10 protein-coding genes are annotated in these 15,378 nt (G+C 63.2%); all 10 read right to left on the reverse strand.

The window, feature by feature from the left end; translation table 11 throughout:
* Nucleotides 1–11 precede the first annotated feature (11 nt).
* The 10 genes from J2X19_RS06200 to J2X19_RS06245 all read right to left on the reverse strand — a co-directional run bounded on the left by J2X19_RS06200 (nt 12) and on the right by J2X19_RS06245 (nt 15,204).
* The gene (locus J2X19_RS06200) at nt 12–722 is read right to left on the reverse strand and encodes a PspA/IM30 family protein (protein ID WP_310371591.1); all 711 of its coding nucleotides are present in this window, start codon (nt 720–722) and stop codon (nt 12–14) included.
* 57 nt (nt 723–779) lie between these two features.
* The gene (locus J2X19_RS06205) at nt 780–1,643 is read right to left on the reverse strand and encodes a hypothetical protein (protein ID WP_310371593.1); all 864 of its coding nucleotides are present in this window, start codon (nt 1,641–1,643) and stop codon (nt 780–782) included.
* Between the two features lie 21 nt (nt 1,644–1,664).
* Nucleotides 1,665–3,248, reverse strand: a complete 1,584-nt coding sequence (locus tag J2X19_RS06210; protein WP_310371595.1) for an extracellular solute-binding protein — start codon at nt 3,246–3,248, stop codon at nt 1,665–1,667.
* 168 nt (nt 3,249–3,416) lie between these two features.
* The gene (locus J2X19_RS06215; protein WP_310371597.1) at nt 3,417–3,908 is read right to left on the reverse strand and encodes an SEL1-like repeat protein; all 492 of its coding nucleotides are present in this window, start codon (nt 3,906–3,908) and stop codon (nt 3,417–3,419) included.
* 4 nt (nt 3,909–3,912) lie between these two features.
* Complete coding sequence (locus tag J2X19_RS06220; RefSeq protein WP_310371599.1) at nt 3,913–4,578, reverse strand: methyl-accepting chemotaxis protein; 666 nt, start codon at nt 4,576–4,578, stop codon at nt 3,913–3,915.
* A 547-nt stretch (nt 4,579–5,125) separates the two neighbouring features.
* Nucleotides 5,126–5,584: a hypothetical protein gene (locus J2X19_RS06225; protein WP_310371601.1), complete on the reverse strand. Its 459-nt coding sequence runs from the start codon at nt 5,582–5,584 to the stop codon at nt 5,126–5,128.
* Complete coding sequence (locus J2X19_RS06230) at nt 5,574–7,664, reverse strand: tetratricopeptide repeat protein (protein ID WP_310371603.1); 2,091 nt, start codon at nt 7,662–7,664, stop codon at nt 5,574–5,576. Before J2X19_RS06230 ends, J2X19_RS06225 begins: the two co-directional genes overlap by 11 nt.
* A 70-nt stretch (nt 7,665–7,734) precedes the next feature.
* Nucleotides 7,735–8,616 carry a hypothetical protein gene (locus J2X19_RS06235; RefSeq protein WP_310371605.1) on the reverse strand — a complete coding sequence of 294 codons (882 nt, stop codon included), beginning with the start codon at nt 8,614–8,616 and terminating at the stop codon, nt 7,735–7,737.
* Entirely contained in the window at nt 8,594–8,962 is a 369-nt protein-coding gene (locus tag J2X19_RS06240; protein ID WP_310371607.1) for a hypothetical protein, read from the reverse strand. Before J2X19_RS06240 ends, J2X19_RS06235 begins: the two co-directional genes overlap by 23 nt.
* Nucleotides 8,963–9,252: 290 nt before the next feature.
* Nucleotides 9,253–15,204, reverse strand: coding sequence for an alpha-2-macroglobulin family protein (locus J2X19_RS06245; RefSeq protein WP_310371609.1), 5,952 nt, complete (start codon nt 15,202–15,204; stop codon nt 9,253–9,255).
* Nucleotides 15,205–15,378 lie beyond the last annotated feature (174 nt).

Here is a 15,378-nt window from a genome sequence, read left to right on the forward strand (position 1 = left end):
CTTGAGCGGGCTTACAGGTTTTTGGCGGGCGTGGCCTGGGCGGCGGCGCGGGCCTGCTTCATGGCGTCCAACTGTGCCTTGGCGGTGACGCTGGCACTGCTTTGGCGCAGCTTGTTCAGGCGTACGTCGAGGTCGGAGCTTTGCAGTTCCGATCCCAGGTTGGCCTGGGCGACCTGGCCCTTGATGTGGTCGCGCACCGCGCCCAGGGCCTGCACTTCGGCATCCACCGACAGGCCATCCAGCTGGCCCTGGATCTTGATGCGCGCCTGGGCGCTGTGCATTTGCGCCAGCATCCGGTCTTTTTCGGCCTTGAGCTTGTCGATCTCGGACTTCACCTGCATCAGCGAATCCTTGGCGTTGTCGGCGTCGGCAGTAGCCTGGGCGGCGTCTGCGCGCAGGTCGGTGAGGGCGGTGTCGAGTGCGTTCTTCTTCTGGATCAGCACCACGGCCAGGTCGTCCTGGTTGGTGGCCAGCGCGGTTTCCAGGTCGGCGCTGACGCTGGCCAACTCGCGTTCATGGGTTTCCAGCCGGGAGGTGATGTCCAGGCGGCGGGCGATGATGGCGCCGGTCGCCGCCTTCAGCTGGGTGTACTTCTGGATCATCGACGCGATCGCGTTCTGGTAGGCGATCTCAGGGTGCTCTTTCTCGATGTCGGACACCCACAGGGAGATGAAGCCTGTCCACAGGTTGGACAGGCGGGCGAAGATTGCGTTGTTGGCCATGAAGTTCTCCAGGTTGAATCGGTAAGGTAAATAGGGGGGACGGAGCGTGGTGGCGGCTCAGGCTTTGAGCGCGCGCGCTTGGGGCTTGGTGGCAGTGGTGGCGCGGGAGGCTGCATTGCCCGTCGGCATGGGCTCAAAGTCCAGCGCACCTGGTAACTCGAACTCGGCAGCCACCTCCTCGGCAATGCGCAGGCGCGCCAAGGAGTCTTCCAGCTTGCTGCCCATCTCGGACGAATAGGGCGAGGTGATCACCAGTTGGTACACCTCTTCCATTTTGTCGGGCATGGAGATCAGCGTGGCCTCCAGTGCGCTGCGCCGTACCGCCAGGCGGCGCGAGCGCTGCATGGATTCGGTGTATTGCGCCATGGCGCTACGCAGCTGGCGGGCTTCGTCTTCGGGCAACTGGGTGTTTTGCAGCTGGGCCTGGATTTCGGCAATGCGCCTGGCGAGCACCTCTTCGCTGGCGCCGTCCTTGCGCTGCCTGAGCGACAGATGGACCACGCACAGGCCGAGGTAGTCCACCGTCAGGTCTTCCAGCTTCTCTACATCCTGGCGCGTGAGGGTGGTGCGTACGTCACCGGCGGTTTGGTACAGGGCTTGCACGCGGCTGCACATATGCCGGTAGGTGGCCAGCCCGTTTTTATCGCCGTAGGTGTTCAGCTCGGCCATCAGCCGGGCTTGCCGCTGGTCGCGGGCCTGGCGGTGTTCTTCGCGGTCCACCCAGTTGCGAAACGATGGCAGGCTGGGTATGGCCAACGCGGCCAGCGCCTCGGTGCCCAAGGCCACCACACCCACCAAGCCCAAACCTGCCCAGCCCATGGGCAGGGACGCAAATATGGCGGCGCAACCGGCTGCCAGCAATGCGGTGAGGTTGGTGGGGTGCTTCAGAAAAGCACCCAGGTAGTTGGGCTTGGGGGTCACGGGTGCACGGTGGGTTGGGCGTTACTTGGCGAACTTGGCCCAGATGCGCGCGATCTCCTGCTGGTCTTGCTCCGACAGAATCGGGATCGGCAAGGACCGGCTCAGCGACGCGGTGCTGGGCACGACGGCGGGGTTGGATTTGACGCTGTCGCTCATGAACTCGCCGGCCTTGGAATTGGCGTTGGCGTAGCCCACGGTGTTGGAGATTTTGGCGATGACCTGGGGGCGCATCAGGTAGTCGATCAGCAGATGGGCTTCGCGCTTGTTCCTGGCATTGGCGGGCACGGCCATGGCGTCGATGGCGAGCAGGCCGCCATCGGCCGGCACCCGGTATTCGACCGCGCCACGGGCCTTGGCCTGGGCTTGCACCGCGTCACCCGAGAAGCCGATGGCGACGCAAATCTTGCCCGTGGCGAGCGCATCGATGTACTGGTCGGTAGGGATCACTTTGACGATGCCCGCCAGCCGGTCCAGCACCTGGGCGGCAGCCGCGGTGGAGGCCTTGCCGTCCCATTTGCGCTGGCCGCCGGCCATGGCCGCCAGGGGCACCACATCGCTGGCCGAGTCGACCACGCCGATGCCGCAGGACTGGAAGCGTTTGGCGACTTCAGGGTCGAACACATTGGTCAGCGAATCCATGTCGCGACCGGGGTAGGCGCGGGCGGTGAGCTTGGGGTTCCAGGCAATGCCGACCGTATACCACATGTAGGGCAGGCTGTAGGCGCCGTCCTTGTCCCAGGCGCGCAGGGTGGCGTCGACCCGGGGGTCGATGTTGCCCAGGTTTTTCAGGCTGGCTTTGTCCAGCTTGCCGAGCAGGCCTTTGGCGGCCATGGCGGGCACGGCGTTGGCCGTGGGGAACACCACGTCGTACGGCGTGCCGCCGCTGCGCAGCTTGGTTTGCAGGTCGTCGTTGCTGGAGAAAATATCGTAGACCACACGGATCTTGGTTTCCTTCTCGAAGTCCTGCAGCACGCTGGGTTCGATGTAGTCAGGCCAGTTGAGCACCCGCACCGTGTCTTTGGCACTGGCGCCCACGCCGTTCACGGCGCGGCGCAGGTTCATCAGCACCGTGGCGGTGATCAGGCCGTCGACCGACACCGCCTGCGACTCCTGGAAGGCTTCGGTGGCGACCTGGGTTTGCGGGCCGAAGGTGCCATCCAATGGACCGGCGTTGAAGCCCAGCTTGCCCAGCAGGATTTGCGCTTCGCGCAGCCCGGCCGCGTCCACCAGCTTTTCGCGGCCCTTGTAGTTGCCGCTCGACCAGTTCTGGGTTTGCCAGATCACCTTGCGGATGGCATTCAGCAGGGCGTCCGTCACCTGGTTGGCCGGTGCGAGCCCTTGCTGTTGCGAGAACGCGCGGATGGCTTCCAGCGTGGCCGGTGTGAGGTTGCCGCTGGGCGTTTCGCGGAACAGGCCCATGCGTGCCAGCAAGCGCTGGGCGGTTTCCACCTTGGCGTTGCGGTTGCCGCTGTTGGCGGTGCTGGGCGCCGGGGCGTCCGCCTTCGGTCCGTCGGTGCCAAACACAAAACCTTGTGCCATGGCGGCACTCCCCATCCAGCCGCTGGTACAAAGCGCTGCGACGAGGGCAACTGTGCGAATTTTCATGGAGTCAGTCCTGGTAAGTCGAGAAGAATACTAACTAATCACCGCCCCCGTGCAAGCAGAACGCACCCCTTCCAGAAACACCGCAGAACTGGCTCTGCCAGGCTGCAGGTGTTGCCCCCTGCAAGGGGGTGGGCGAAAGATGCGAAGCACTGCAGCCTGGGGGTGAGCTCAATTCGATGCGAAGCAGATACTGCCGCGCGACTGGGCCAGCTGGAACAGGGCCGCGGCTTTGTCCTGGCTGGCGGTAATGCCGCCCTGGCCTTTGATGGTCATTTCGCCCAGCAGGCAGGCGGCGCTGCCATCCCCACCTTGCACGGCCTGCTCCAGGTGCGTACGGGCCTGGGCGTAGTCGCCGCTGGCCAGCAGCTTGCGCCCGGCCTCGGCGTGGTTGGCGGGTGTGAGTGCCGAGATGGGGGCATTGTTGGCCGCCGGTGCGGCTGGCGGTGGCGTCGGTACGGCAGGTACTGGCACGGCCACCTGCGGCTCGGTCATATTGGGCGCTTGGGATTGTGCGGGTGCGGTGGAGATCGATGGCGATTCAGCCGGGGCTTGCTTCTCGGCCAGCCATTCCTTGAGGCCCAGGTGCCATACGGCCGAGGCCATGGCGCCCACGATGGCCAAGCCGATCAGGCCCTTGGAGAGAGGGGTCAAACTTGCCATCGGCTTATTCCTGTAGGGTGCTGGTGGATGCGGTAGCGGCGCCAAACTGCGCCGAAAGGCTTTGCAGGCGCTGGCTGCGTTGGGTGATTTCGGCCAGCGTGCGCTGCGTCTGCTCGCTGGCGGCTTTGAGCCTGGCTTCAACGCTTGCCGCTTCCTGTGCGCCACGGGTCAGCTCGCGGGCCACCAGGGCTTCCAGCTCGGTGATCTGTTTGCGGATGTCGCCCACCACCTGCTCCTGGCGGGCGGTGGCGGCGGTCAGCTGGGCCTGGGTTTCGTGTTCCAGAGACTGCAGGTTTGCCTGCAGCTGTTCTGCATAGGCTGCGAGGGCTTGGGTCTTGGCTGCGGCGTCGCTCAGTGGGTCTTCGATGGACCAGGACTCGTCGGCCGCATCCATGGCTTGGATGGCCATCAGGCGCGTGGCCGGGTCCATGGCGCTGAGCCCGTCGACCAGGCGCAGCAGCCGCTCCGCCGGGTACAGGGCGGGGGCGATGCCGGCGTTGGCGTAGATGGTGTCGGTATCCAGTGTGCCAGGCCCGGTTTCGATCGGCAATGCGGTGGGAGCCGGGGGCTGGGTTACAACAGCAGGCTCGGCGATGGCAGGGATGGAGTCGCTGGGCGGGTCGTTCTTGACCAAGCCGGCTTTCTCCAGAAAATTCAGCATTCCCTTCATCGCGTGTTCTCCACCCTGTGTTGCATGCCATACCTGCCTGCGACAGCCATTCCACCGCAGTGCCGCTCCTGTGAGCGCGCACCAGTTTAATGCCAATAGTGGGGGCTTTCTGGCGCTGAAGATGGTGGAGTGCGGCGGGGTTTTCAATACCCTTGTGGACGGAACGGTCGCTTTGTTTGCGCTTCTGGCCCCGGCTGGCGTAGGCCGCGCCCAGCAGGGCCACGGTGCAAGTCAACAGCGCCACCATGCCACCCCAGAACCAGTAGGGCAGCCACAGCGGTACCGCAACCATATGCAATACAAAGCTGGCTGCCGTATCCGGCAGTGTCTTGGCCGCCAGGCCCAAGCCCACCGCGGCGGCCAGCAAGAATGCGATGCCTCGACATCCTGTCGCCAACCCCGCCCATGGCAGAGCGGGTGCAGCGCCTAAACTTTCGCGATAGAAAAGATGGCAAGCGCTGGGAAGGATGGTTTGCCGGGCTGGACAAAACGCCCGGCGTGAAGCGCACTGAACCTGCAACAAACCTCGTGAATGAAGCAGGGGATATTAGGCCGCATTCTCGCTACGTCCCTGCACTTCACGACGCCTCAGGAAGTGCGCTGCAACCCCTGCGCCGAATGCTCCGGTTAGCGCACCGAAAACGCTGAGTTCTGGCGAGAACGGGCGGTCTGCGCTGCCGACTACAGCCGGCAGGATGTACATGATTGCAGCACCAACCAGCGCCCCCAGGACGGAGGCCGACTGTTGTGGCCTTGGTAGGCGGCAGGTGAACGCAAATAGTACTGGCCCCAGACAGAGACTGGTGGGGACCGCGATGAAGCCCGAAAACAGCCAGATTGCCGGACTTGCAAAGAGCACATCGACGGGATTGATCCAGAAGCCACTCGGTGCGACCAGTTCGGCCATGAACCAGAACGCCGGTGCCGCAAGTGCTGCTGCCACTCCGCCGAGAAGAGACGCCTTGATCCGCGCCAGCAAAGCGCGGTTGCCATGTTCATCGTGCATCACAACACGACTTGAGCATTTTTTCGAACCGCGTATCTATGGGCTCAACGCGGTGCAAAGCGGCATCTTTGCGCAAGTTTTCCAGCACAGGGGCTCCTCCTTGTTGTATTGCCTCACGAATGGTCAGCTCCGCCATGGTCACATCACCATTCAAAAACTGGGCGTAGCCCAGATTGGCGAGTACTGCAGCGCATTCTTCTTGCGCGCAAATGAACTTGGCCTTTTGCAAGTCGGCCACCGCGCGTGCGAGCAGTGGTGCCGGACTCTGCGCATTTAGCAGCAGCTGCTTTGATTCCACCACCCGTGCATCTGAGGCGTTGCTTAAAGCCCGCGCTACCAAGGTGTTAATGTCGGAGTCGTCGTCTCGGGCAAAACGCTCCGCCAGCAAATCGTTTATTTGCCGCTCTTCTTGCAGCTTGTCGGTCAAGCCGGAGCCCAGCGCCCAATTGCTCAGGCTTCGGGCCAGCACTTTGCGTACACCGGGCGCTGTGTCTTTGGAAAAGTTGGCATAGGTCAATTGGTACAGGATTGCAGCGTCGGCATACTCTTCACTAACGGTCAGCTGTTGCGCTGCGTTATAGAGCCTGGCGGCCACATACTCGCGCAGTATCGGGCTCGGGTCTTCACTAAAAGTTTCTGCAACCCGGTCGTAGTTCACCCGTACGCTGCGCGTGTCGGAAAGGGCGTTCAGGCTGGCAGCGCGGTTAAAAAAGGCAAATGCAACCTGTTCACGCATTTCGTTTGACAGGTCAACGTGGTAAATCCGTACCACCCTGTCATACGCCTCAATGGCTTGCCTGTAGCGTTGTAGTTTGTGCAGTGTGGCCCCCATGTTCACCGTGCCTTGCAGCACGACTTCCTGCACCTCACTATCTCCCCGACGGTCTAGCGCATTGCTGAGTAGCGCGTAGCTGGCAACAGCTTTTTCCAGTTGACCTTGGACGGCGAGTGCCGCGCCCTTGTTAAACAGCGATTGCATTGCTACCAAACGCAGCGGTGCGTGCGTGCTGGTTCCATAGCGGGTGTAGACCGTGTCGTACAGCGCCATGGCCTTCGCAGTTTGTCCCAGTGCTGCCAAGCTAATGGCCTTGCCATACCAGGCCCGCCCCAGTTGTACCAACACAGGCCCTGCTTTGTCAGCCGCGTACTGCTGAACGACCCCATCGTAGGTGTACAAGGCCTGCGCCGTTTCGCCCAATCTTTGCAGACCGATGGCCTTATTCACCTGCGCCTGTGCGACCCGTTGGCGTATCTGTGGTGACGGCGCTTGCCCATAACGCGCTTTTACTTGGTCGCACAGGACAATGGCCGCTCGCACATCGGTATGCGATAGCTGCACAGCGGCATTGACCAAGGCCATCGCGACGCTGGCTTGCAGGGAGGGGGCAGTCTCCGTGCCAAAGCGGGTGTCAATGCGCTTGTAAGCCGCAATAGCGGCCTCAGCGTCCCCGGTCTTTTGCCAATGGATGCCCGTGTTGAATAACGCATCTGCCAGCTTCTCTTTCAGCACTAGCTCCTGGCGTTGACCGTATTCGCGATCAATCAGCGCATATACCTCGCGCTCCGCTTCCAGTTGCTGCCGCTGGCCCAGGTCGTAGCCTTTGTTGATCAGCGCTTTGAGCACTTGTACCAGTACATTGGGGGCAGGGTCTTGGCCAAACCGTTCGTACACCAGGTCGTAGGTGGCGGCGGACTCTGCAGCCTCGCCGCTCCGCGATAACGCGTTGGCCTTGTTTAGCATGCCCTGCGCTACTTGTTCGCGGATCAGCGGGTCCTGGCTCTTGCCAAAGCGGGCATACACCAGCTCTGGCACGGGCACGTTGCCATACGACTGGGCCTCAGCGCTGGTATACGCCAAGCCCAGCGTTTGGCCGAGGGCCATACCAGCAGCCAGCAGCCACCCTGCCAATACATTTGCCAATAGCTTGAAAGGTTTGCACTGCATGACTGCAGTGTAAATTTTCACGACTCCGCTGCCGGGTCGTGAGCGCTGCGACACGCGCCACCCCAACCAGTACGCAGCGCCGAGAAACAGCGCGCTGGCAACAAGGAATACCTGGCCTGCGGAAGTCCACACCATGGGTTCGGCTCCGAAGGTGGATGCATGAAAGGATGGCAGTAAATGTGCGCTGGCGACAGCACGGGGCAGGTCAAAAATCAGGGATCGGATCGCTCCCGCTGATCAGCGTGAGCTGACCCGGTGTGGCGACGTAAATCGTTCGTTCTCGAATCTTTTTCGTGGGCAGCAATTCACCGCTTGTACCCAATTGGCGCAGTCTGCCGGTGTACAACACCTGCAGATGGTTTCCCTGGAATTTCCACTCGCTTTGAATATCCATGCACTCATCGCTTCCGTCCTTTGCATCTTCTTTTGCAGACGCAGAATTATCCAAGGCACTGCAGGCGCCGTGGGCACCATCGTTGTCTACCGACAAGGCAATGCCCGCATTCAGCAAATGGGCCAGATCGCCCTGCAGGCCGACGACTACCAACCACCTGCCGCAATAGCCTTGCCAGCAACTTCCCCATTCGGCAGTGACGGCAAAGTGCCCCTCTTCCAATTTGGTAATGCTGGTTCTACCAATATTGCCTTCTACGCCACTGGTTGCCACAGAATCTTGTCTGGTGATCATGTGCCATCCATCGGCACTGTGCTCAAAAAAGTAGGCCCCAATCGTGCCGGAGCAGCTATGGCAATCGAATGGACGGTTGTTCTCATCGACGGGTAGCACCTGGGTCACCAGCGCAGCATGTGTGTCGTCCAGCCTCACCACATACAGAGGCGAAATTTCTGCCTGCGTCCCGGCTACACCCACTTCGGTGGGCGTATCTGTTGTGGCCGACAAGTCCACGGGTTGAACTTTGTCGTCTCCCGTCGACGTCCAGCCGGGGAACGGCAGAACCATCAAGGCATTGCGGTCCAGGGTTTTGGAATATCGAATGTCGGATTTCTCGCAACCCGCCAACAACAGGCTTGCCGTAATCAACGCGCAATGAATTGCGAACCTGCTAAATAACTTCATTGGACTCATACAAAGGAACGTTGGGGGGATGGGGTTCGCGGCTGCGAATCATGAGCAGCAAGGGGCCAACTATCCATACACCCAGCAAGTAGATACGCACGAAGTCATCAACCCCATCTTCCGAAGCGGTTGCAATCGGCATGAAAACCAGTGTCGCACCTACGACTGCGGTACATGCGAAGACCTTTGCGCCAAGCCAGGCGCGTGGTTTGCTTGCCAGGAAAAAAGCGACCACCCATGGCCAACTGATCAAGACAAATATGGGCACTCCCACCAAGCATTCCATGCCGGAAAGATAGCGAAACTTCATTGTGGGCGCGCATGCCAATGCGCCCACGACGAGCAGCGTGCTCAACAGCAACGACAGGACTACGATGAGACGCGTGTTTCGCATTGGTGGCTTGCCGGTCTGCTACTGGTGGCGGTGTTGCTGGGCCTGGACCAGATCACCAATCTGGTCCACGAACGCCAGGGGCGGCACCAGAGCGCGGTGCAGGTGGTTGTTGCGCCACTGGCGGTACCCACCGTTCCATGGATGGTGGGCTGTGGGAAAAGTTGTGAAGCATGCCAGATAGTGCGGGTTCGACTTTGCGGGACATTGGTGCCTACCTTGCTGGTCTTGGAACCTATGAACCAGCAGGGTCTTCACTTCGCCGCCTCCACCTTCACTCGCGGATTCGGCCATTCGCCAAACATCTCCGGCGCATACATCGCCTCGACGCGGCTGGGTGGCAGGGCGAAGTCGCCCACGTTGTTCAGCCGTACCGTGTACTCCATCTTCACCACACCCTTGGGCAGGTATTCGTAGTAGCTGCGGAAGGATTCGAAGCTGCGTTCCTCGAAGGCCGGCCAGCCGCTGCCGCTGCGCTTTTCACCCTGGGTGGCGATCTCGGAATCGCGGCCCAGGCCGCTGCCGAGGATGGTGGCGCCGCCGGGGATGGGGTCGGTGATGGCGACCCAGGTCATGTCGGCGGAGGCGTTGACTTCCAGGCTGATGCGCAGCACGTCGCCACGGGTGTACTGGCCTTTGACGGCCTGCTCCACCGGGGTGATGGTCTTCTTGATCTGGTAGCCGGCGTTGAACGGTGCCTTCAGCGCGATGGCGGCCACCGACTGCAGGGTCAGCCAGGGTTTGCCTGTGCCTTGCTGGGTGATGGTCAGCGTTTCCTTGGCGGCGGATTTGCTCCAGGGCAGGAACATGCCGTTGTTGCGCAGGTTGCCGGGTGAGGCGGGCGCGCCGAACATGCTGGTCTGGTGCGGTGCGCCTGTTGTATCGGTAGGCTTGATGCGCTCGACCTTGCTCCAGTCGACACTGGCCATGGCGGCGCCGAGGGCGGCCTTGGTGATGCCGGTGACCGGCGTGGCTTCGAACTTGGCAGAGAACTTCTCCAGTGCCAGGCCGCCCCACAGATTGGCGGTGGTGGTCAGCCAGGCGCCGCGTTGCTGGCGGCTGATGAAGCCGTTGGCCAGGCGGCCCATGTCGTCCTTCCAGGCCGGGTCGTCCATCACGGCCAGCAGCAGGCGGGCGGTGTTGACGTCGCCGTTCTGCATCAGCCACCACCAGTAGTCGTCCTGCTCGGTGCTGAAGACCATCTTCGTGCCCTGGAAGCTCAGGCGCGATCGCAGTATCTGCTGGGCTTCGGCCAGGCGCTTGTCGCGCTCGGGTACGTCGGCCACGCGTTTCAGGATGTTCAGCCAGTCGATCACCGCGTGGGTGGGCCACTGGTTGGGCGCGATGGTGATGCTGCCCAGCATGCGGGCCTGGGCCTTGCCGTAGCGCGACAAGGCTTCGATGGCGGCCAGTTTGCGCATGTCCAGGTCCTTGCGCGGGCTCCAGAAGCTGCGCTGGATACGGCCTTCGACAAAGGCGATCAGGCCGCGCTCCATCGGCGCGCGCACCTCGTCGCTCAGGGCGAATGCCGGGTTGATGCCCGATGCCTCGTGCGTCGCCGCCAGCAGGTAGGCGGTCAGCGTGTCGCTGCCGCGCTCGGCTTCGCCGTCGCGCGGCGGGAAGTAGCTGGCCAGGCCGTCGCTGTCCAGGTGGCTGGGGATTTGCGCAGCCACGGTTTCCCATAGCTTGGCGTCGCGCAGGCCCACGGACTTGCTGGTCTTTTGCTCCAGGCAGGCAAACGGGTAGTTGGCGAACCAGTCGCGCACGCCGGGCAGGCCTTCGGCCAGGGTGGGTTGCATGGACATCTTCAAACCACCGCGGCCGGGCAGGGCGTCGGCCGGCGGGTTCACATCCAATGTGTACGGGCCGTCGACCTGCACCAGCGTGGCCTGCTGCACCGTCAGCGGCACGGCGGGGATGATGCGCTGCCGCGCCTTCAGCGCATCGCGGGCGCCGCTGATGCTGTCCTTGGCTTCGATCTCCCAGAGGATGGCCTCGGAGCGGACTTGCGCCAGCTGCGCCGGTGCCGTTACGTTCCAGGCGACTTCCCGCGCTTCGCCGGCCGGGATGTCCACGGTTTGCGGCTTCAGGTCCAGCAGGGTGGCGCGCGGCGCGACTTCGACCTTCATGGCTTTCTGCGTGGTGTTGCGCAGGGTGATCTGGGCGCGGAACTGGTCGTCTTCGCGCACCAGCGGCGGCAGGCCGCTGATGATCTGCAGGTCTTGCGTGGCGCGGATGCTGGTCGATCCAGTGCCGAACAGGCCGGTGGACGCATCGGCCACGGCGACGATCTTGAAGGTGGTGAGCGCGTCGTTCAGCGGCACGGTCACGGTGGCCTGGCCATTCGCGTCCAGCTGCACTTTGGGGTTCCACAGCAGCAGGGTTTCCAGCAGCTCGCGGGCACCGCTGTGGCCGCCGCCGCCGCCCGCGGGCACGGCCTTGCGGCCGTAGTGGCGCCGGCCGATGATTTCCATCTGCGCGGTAGAGGTTTCCACGCCCCAGGACCGGCGCTGCAGCATGGCATCGAGCAGGTTCCAGCTGTTGTTGGGCATCAGCTCCAGCAGCGCCTGGTCGACGGCGGCCAGGGCCACCTCGGCATTCGCCGCGGGCTGGCCGTTCGGCAGCTTGACCTGGACCGTGACCTTGGCCTGGCTGCGCACCGGGTAGCTTTCTTTATCGGCCTTGACGCTCACATCCAACTGGTGCGCCTTGCTGCCGACGCGGATCTCGGCCACGCCCAGGCGGAAGGCCGGCTTGCTCAGATCGACCAGGGTGGTGGGCGCCACGTATTCGCGGCCCTCGTACCAGAAGCTGGTCCACCATTCGCGTGGCGCCTTGTAGCCCCAGGTGAAGAAGCTGTACCACGGCACCTCGCGCAGCCGGCCACGCAGGGCCAGCACGCTGACATACACGTTCGGGCCCCAGCCGTCCTGGATCTTCAGCTGGATGGTCGGGTCCTGGCCGTTGAGCTGCACCACCTGGGTTTGCACAATGCCTTCGCGCTCCACCGTCACCAGCGCGGTGGCAAAACGGAACGGCATACGCACCTGGAACTTGGCGGTCTCGCCGGGCTGGTAGCTCTTTTTCTCGGGCAGCAGGTCCATGCGGTCGTGGTTTTCGCCACCGAACCATAGCTCGCCCTGCTTGGTCACATAGACCGAGGACGCGGCCTGGATGCGATACCCCTCGCTGTCTTTGGCGGTGACCACCAGCTCGACTTCACCGGCTTCCTTCAGCGCCGCTTCGCACAGCAGCAGGCCGCGCGCATCGCTCTTGCCGCTGCATACCGTGCCCAGCGACTTGATGGTGGTCTTGTTGTCGTAGGTGTAGAAGCCGCCGACCATGCGCTTGCGGCTGGTGGTGACGATGCGGGCCGTAGCGGTGACCTCGAGCGCCACGTCGGCCTTCGGCTTGCCGGCCAGGTCCAGCGCCAGGGCCTGGAACTTCAGCTTCTGGCTGGTCGATACCCAGCCCTCGGTCTTGATGCCGGCGACCACCGAGGCTGGCCACAGGGTTTGCGTGCTGCGGATGGTCTGCACCTCGCCGTTCGGGTCGGAGTAGGTGGCTTCCAGCAGCAGGTCTTGTGGTTGCGGGCGGATGGGTACTTCGTTGACCGTGACCTTGCCGGCGCCGTTCTTGTTCAGCGTCAAGGGCAGCTTGTCGGCAATGACGCGGTTGTCCTGGCTGGCTTCGGTCTGCTCTTCGTCGGCCACGGCGGCGTTGGAGTCTGCGTTTTCACGCCGGGGGGCGGCGAAGCTGAACTCTTCGAAGTCGCTGTAACTCAGGTATTTGCCGCGCACCAGGGCCGACACACGCACCGGCAGGTTGGCCGCGCCGCCGCCGGCCACGTAGTTGATCTGCACATCGACCGGCACGCTCTTCACATTCACCAGGGCTTTCTTGTCGCTGGGCGTGACCCGGCCTTCCAGCACCGGCAGGCGGAACTCTTCCACGCGGAACATGCCGGTGCTGAAGTTGCGCTCGTTGCCCGCGCTGTGTAACTCCACGGTGTAGACGCCCAGCTTGGCGGCGGGCGGAATCGACCAGGTGCTCTCTGCACTGCGGCCGCCGGTGGCGGTTTTGCGCCAGGCCAGGTCCTGGGTGTACTGCTGGCCGCTGCCCACGTGGGTGATCAACAAGGTGTCGGGCGCCGACTGCGGCAGGCCAAAGCCCTTGCTGGTTTCGGTGCGCAAAATGTGCTTCATCGACACGGTTTCGCCGACCCGCAGCAGGGTGCGGTCGAAGATGGTGTGGGCGCGCTCGTCCGGGCGGGCTTGGCTGCTGGTCGGCAGGTTGAAGCGCCAGGCCTCGATGCCGCGGTTCCAGTCGCTCCAGGTGAAGGCCATGTCGGGCACGCCGTCCTTGCCGGTGCTGCGGGCGCTGACGAAATAGGCCTGGCGGCTGCTCTCTTCGCCGCTGCAATTCGGCGCCTCAGCGCTGATGCCGCTCAGGTAGGCGATGCCTTGGGCATCGGTGGTGGCGTGGGCGACGGGCTTGCCCCGGCAGTCGGATACCTGTACCTGGGCGTTGGCCACGGGCAGGCCTTTGTCCAGGCTGGTGACCCAGGCTAGGGCGTTCTCACGGCCCAGCTTGAAGTGCACGCCCAGGTTGGTCACCAGGGCCGAGGTGCGTACATACATGGTGCGCTGGCCGCCAAAGCGCTCGTCCAGCAGCGAGGTACCCAGCATCTTGGAGGCGATCTCGACCACGTGGAAGCCGGGCGTCAGCGGAATGCCGACCACCTCGAACGGCCGTGGGTCGTTGTTGGCGGGCTGGGGCAGGTCCAGGGTTTTCACGCCGGGCTGGTCTTGCAGCAGCGACAGCATGCGGCTTTGCACGTAGTTCTTGTCCTCATCGCCCAGCACCTTGGGCAGGCGGCCTTTGAGCTCGGCGGCGGCCAGCTTGCGTGGCACGTGGTAGCTGTCGTAGCGCTGCACCTTTTCGAACCAGGCAATGATCTCGGCGTCGCTGCGCGGCTGCAGCTCGCTGACCTTGCCGGCTGACTTGGCGGTCTCGGGGTTCAAGCCGGAGATCGCCAGCTTGGCCTCGACATTGCGCAGCGTCACCGGCAGCAGCGCCACGCCATTCGGTTCGGCAAAGCGCTCGACGATGCCAAACGGCGCGGCGGCGAACTTGGCCAGCGGCGGCCGGCTGCCGGTGGCGACCTGCAGGGGAAAGCTGCTGGCGTTGCTCAGCGGCCGGTTGGAGGCGTCTTTGAAGTCGCTGGGCAGGGTCAGGCTGAACTTGGTGAGCTCTTCGAACGGGCTTTTGAAGGTCAGGCTGCTGAGCACCGCGTCGGCGTCGCTGCTTTCTTCGTCAAACGTGGGCTGCAGCGTGTCTTTGCCGGATTTCAGGCGTATGCCTTCCAGCAGCTTGCGGGCCACCGGCGCGTTGAAAGTCAGGCGCATGGGCTGGATCGGCAGGCAGGCGCTTTGGGCGTTTTCGCGTTCGCAGCTGAAGCTGGCTTCGAACGGTGGGCGCACTTCAAAGCCGAAGCGTTTTTCCACCATATTGGGGACGCCGCTGGGCGTGGCCACGCCTTTGCCGTAGACCAGCTGCACTTTGGCAGACGGCGGCAGGCGGCGGTTGCAGGCCAGGGTGGCGAAGCGCAGCGGGGCGGCGGCAGCGGCTTTGTCCAGGCCGTGGGCCTTCAGCAATTCAGTGCGGTCCTTGCCGGTGATGGCGCGCACCGCGACCTTCTCGCCCAGGCCGTCTACCGCGCACCACAGGTTGGCCTGCAGGCTGGCCGGCGTGGCATCGCCGTTGAGCTGCAGGGTGAAGTATTGCTCTTCGTCGATCTGGCTGCCGCTGGACGGGCGGATGTTCTGCACAAACGGCCCGCCGCTATTGAACTTGTAGCTGGTGGTGCCCACCAAATAAGCGCTGGAGGCCGATTTGACATCCGGCCGCGGCTGCAGGGTGCAGCGTATGCCGGGGGGTAGATCGTTGGCAAATTCAAACGCCCATTCGCGGTCGCTGGTCCAGCGGCCCGTGCCCTGGCTGGCCTGCGCGTCGTTGCACTGCAGGCTGGCGGGGGCCGGTGCTTTGGGGTCGCCAAAGTTGACTGCGCTGCTGTCGAACTGCACCACCAACTGGCGGATGCGTGCCACCTCGCCCTGCGGCGACACGCGGATGATTTGTGCGGCCTGGGCCAGGCTGGCGGAGGCTGCAATGCAGCAGGCGATGGCGAATTTTTGGATGTTCAAGCGATTCCCTCATATGCCTCTTGTCGGGCGCCGCTAGGGTAGCCGAAAAAAAAGACGCGAACCCGGATCGCGTATGGACGCAGCGGGTACTTGAAGTCTGAAATTTACTGTATAAAATTACAGTAATGGGTGAATTCCTGTTTTGATAGCAGCTTGCGCAGCTTCTATCAGCGC

This window comes from Rhodoferax ferrireducens, from assembly GCF_031458075.1.
Classification (GTDB): domain Bacteria; phylum Pseudomonadota; class Gammaproteobacteria; order Burkholderiales; family Burkholderiaceae_C; genus Rhodoferax_B; species Rhodoferax_B ferrireducens_A.

Excerpts from the sequence above, each read along its gene's own strand:
- J2X19_RS06210 (WP_310371595.1), bottom strand. The coding sequence starts at position 3,248 with ATGAAAATTCGCACAGTTGCCCTCGTCGCAGCGCTTTGTACCAGCGGC.
- J2X19_RS06230 (WP_310371603.1), bottom strand. The coding sequence starts at position 7,664 with ATGGTGTGGACTTCCGCAGGCCAGGTATTCCTTGTTGCCAGCGCGCTG.
- J2X19_RS06220 (WP_310371599.1), bottom strand. The coding sequence starts at position 4,578 with ATGAAGGGAATGCTGAATTTTCTGGAGAAAGCCGGCTTGGTCAAGAAC.
- J2X19_RS06200 (WP_310371591.1), bottom strand. The coding sequence starts at position 722 with ATGGCCAACAACGCAATCTTCGCCCGCCTGTCCAACCTGTGGACAGGC.
- J2X19_RS06215 (WP_310371597.1), bottom strand. The coding sequence starts at position 3,908 with ATGGCAAGTTTGACCCCTCTCTCCAAGGGCCTGATCGGCTTGGCCATC.
- J2X19_RS06235 (WP_310371605.1), bottom strand. The coding sequence starts at position 8,616 with ATGAGTCCAATGAAGTTATTTAGCAGGTTCGCAATTCATTGCGCGTTG.
- J2X19_RS06225 (WP_310371601.1), bottom strand. The coding sequence starts at position 5,584 with ATGCACGATGAACATGGCAACCGCGCTTTGCTGGCGCGGATCAAGGCG.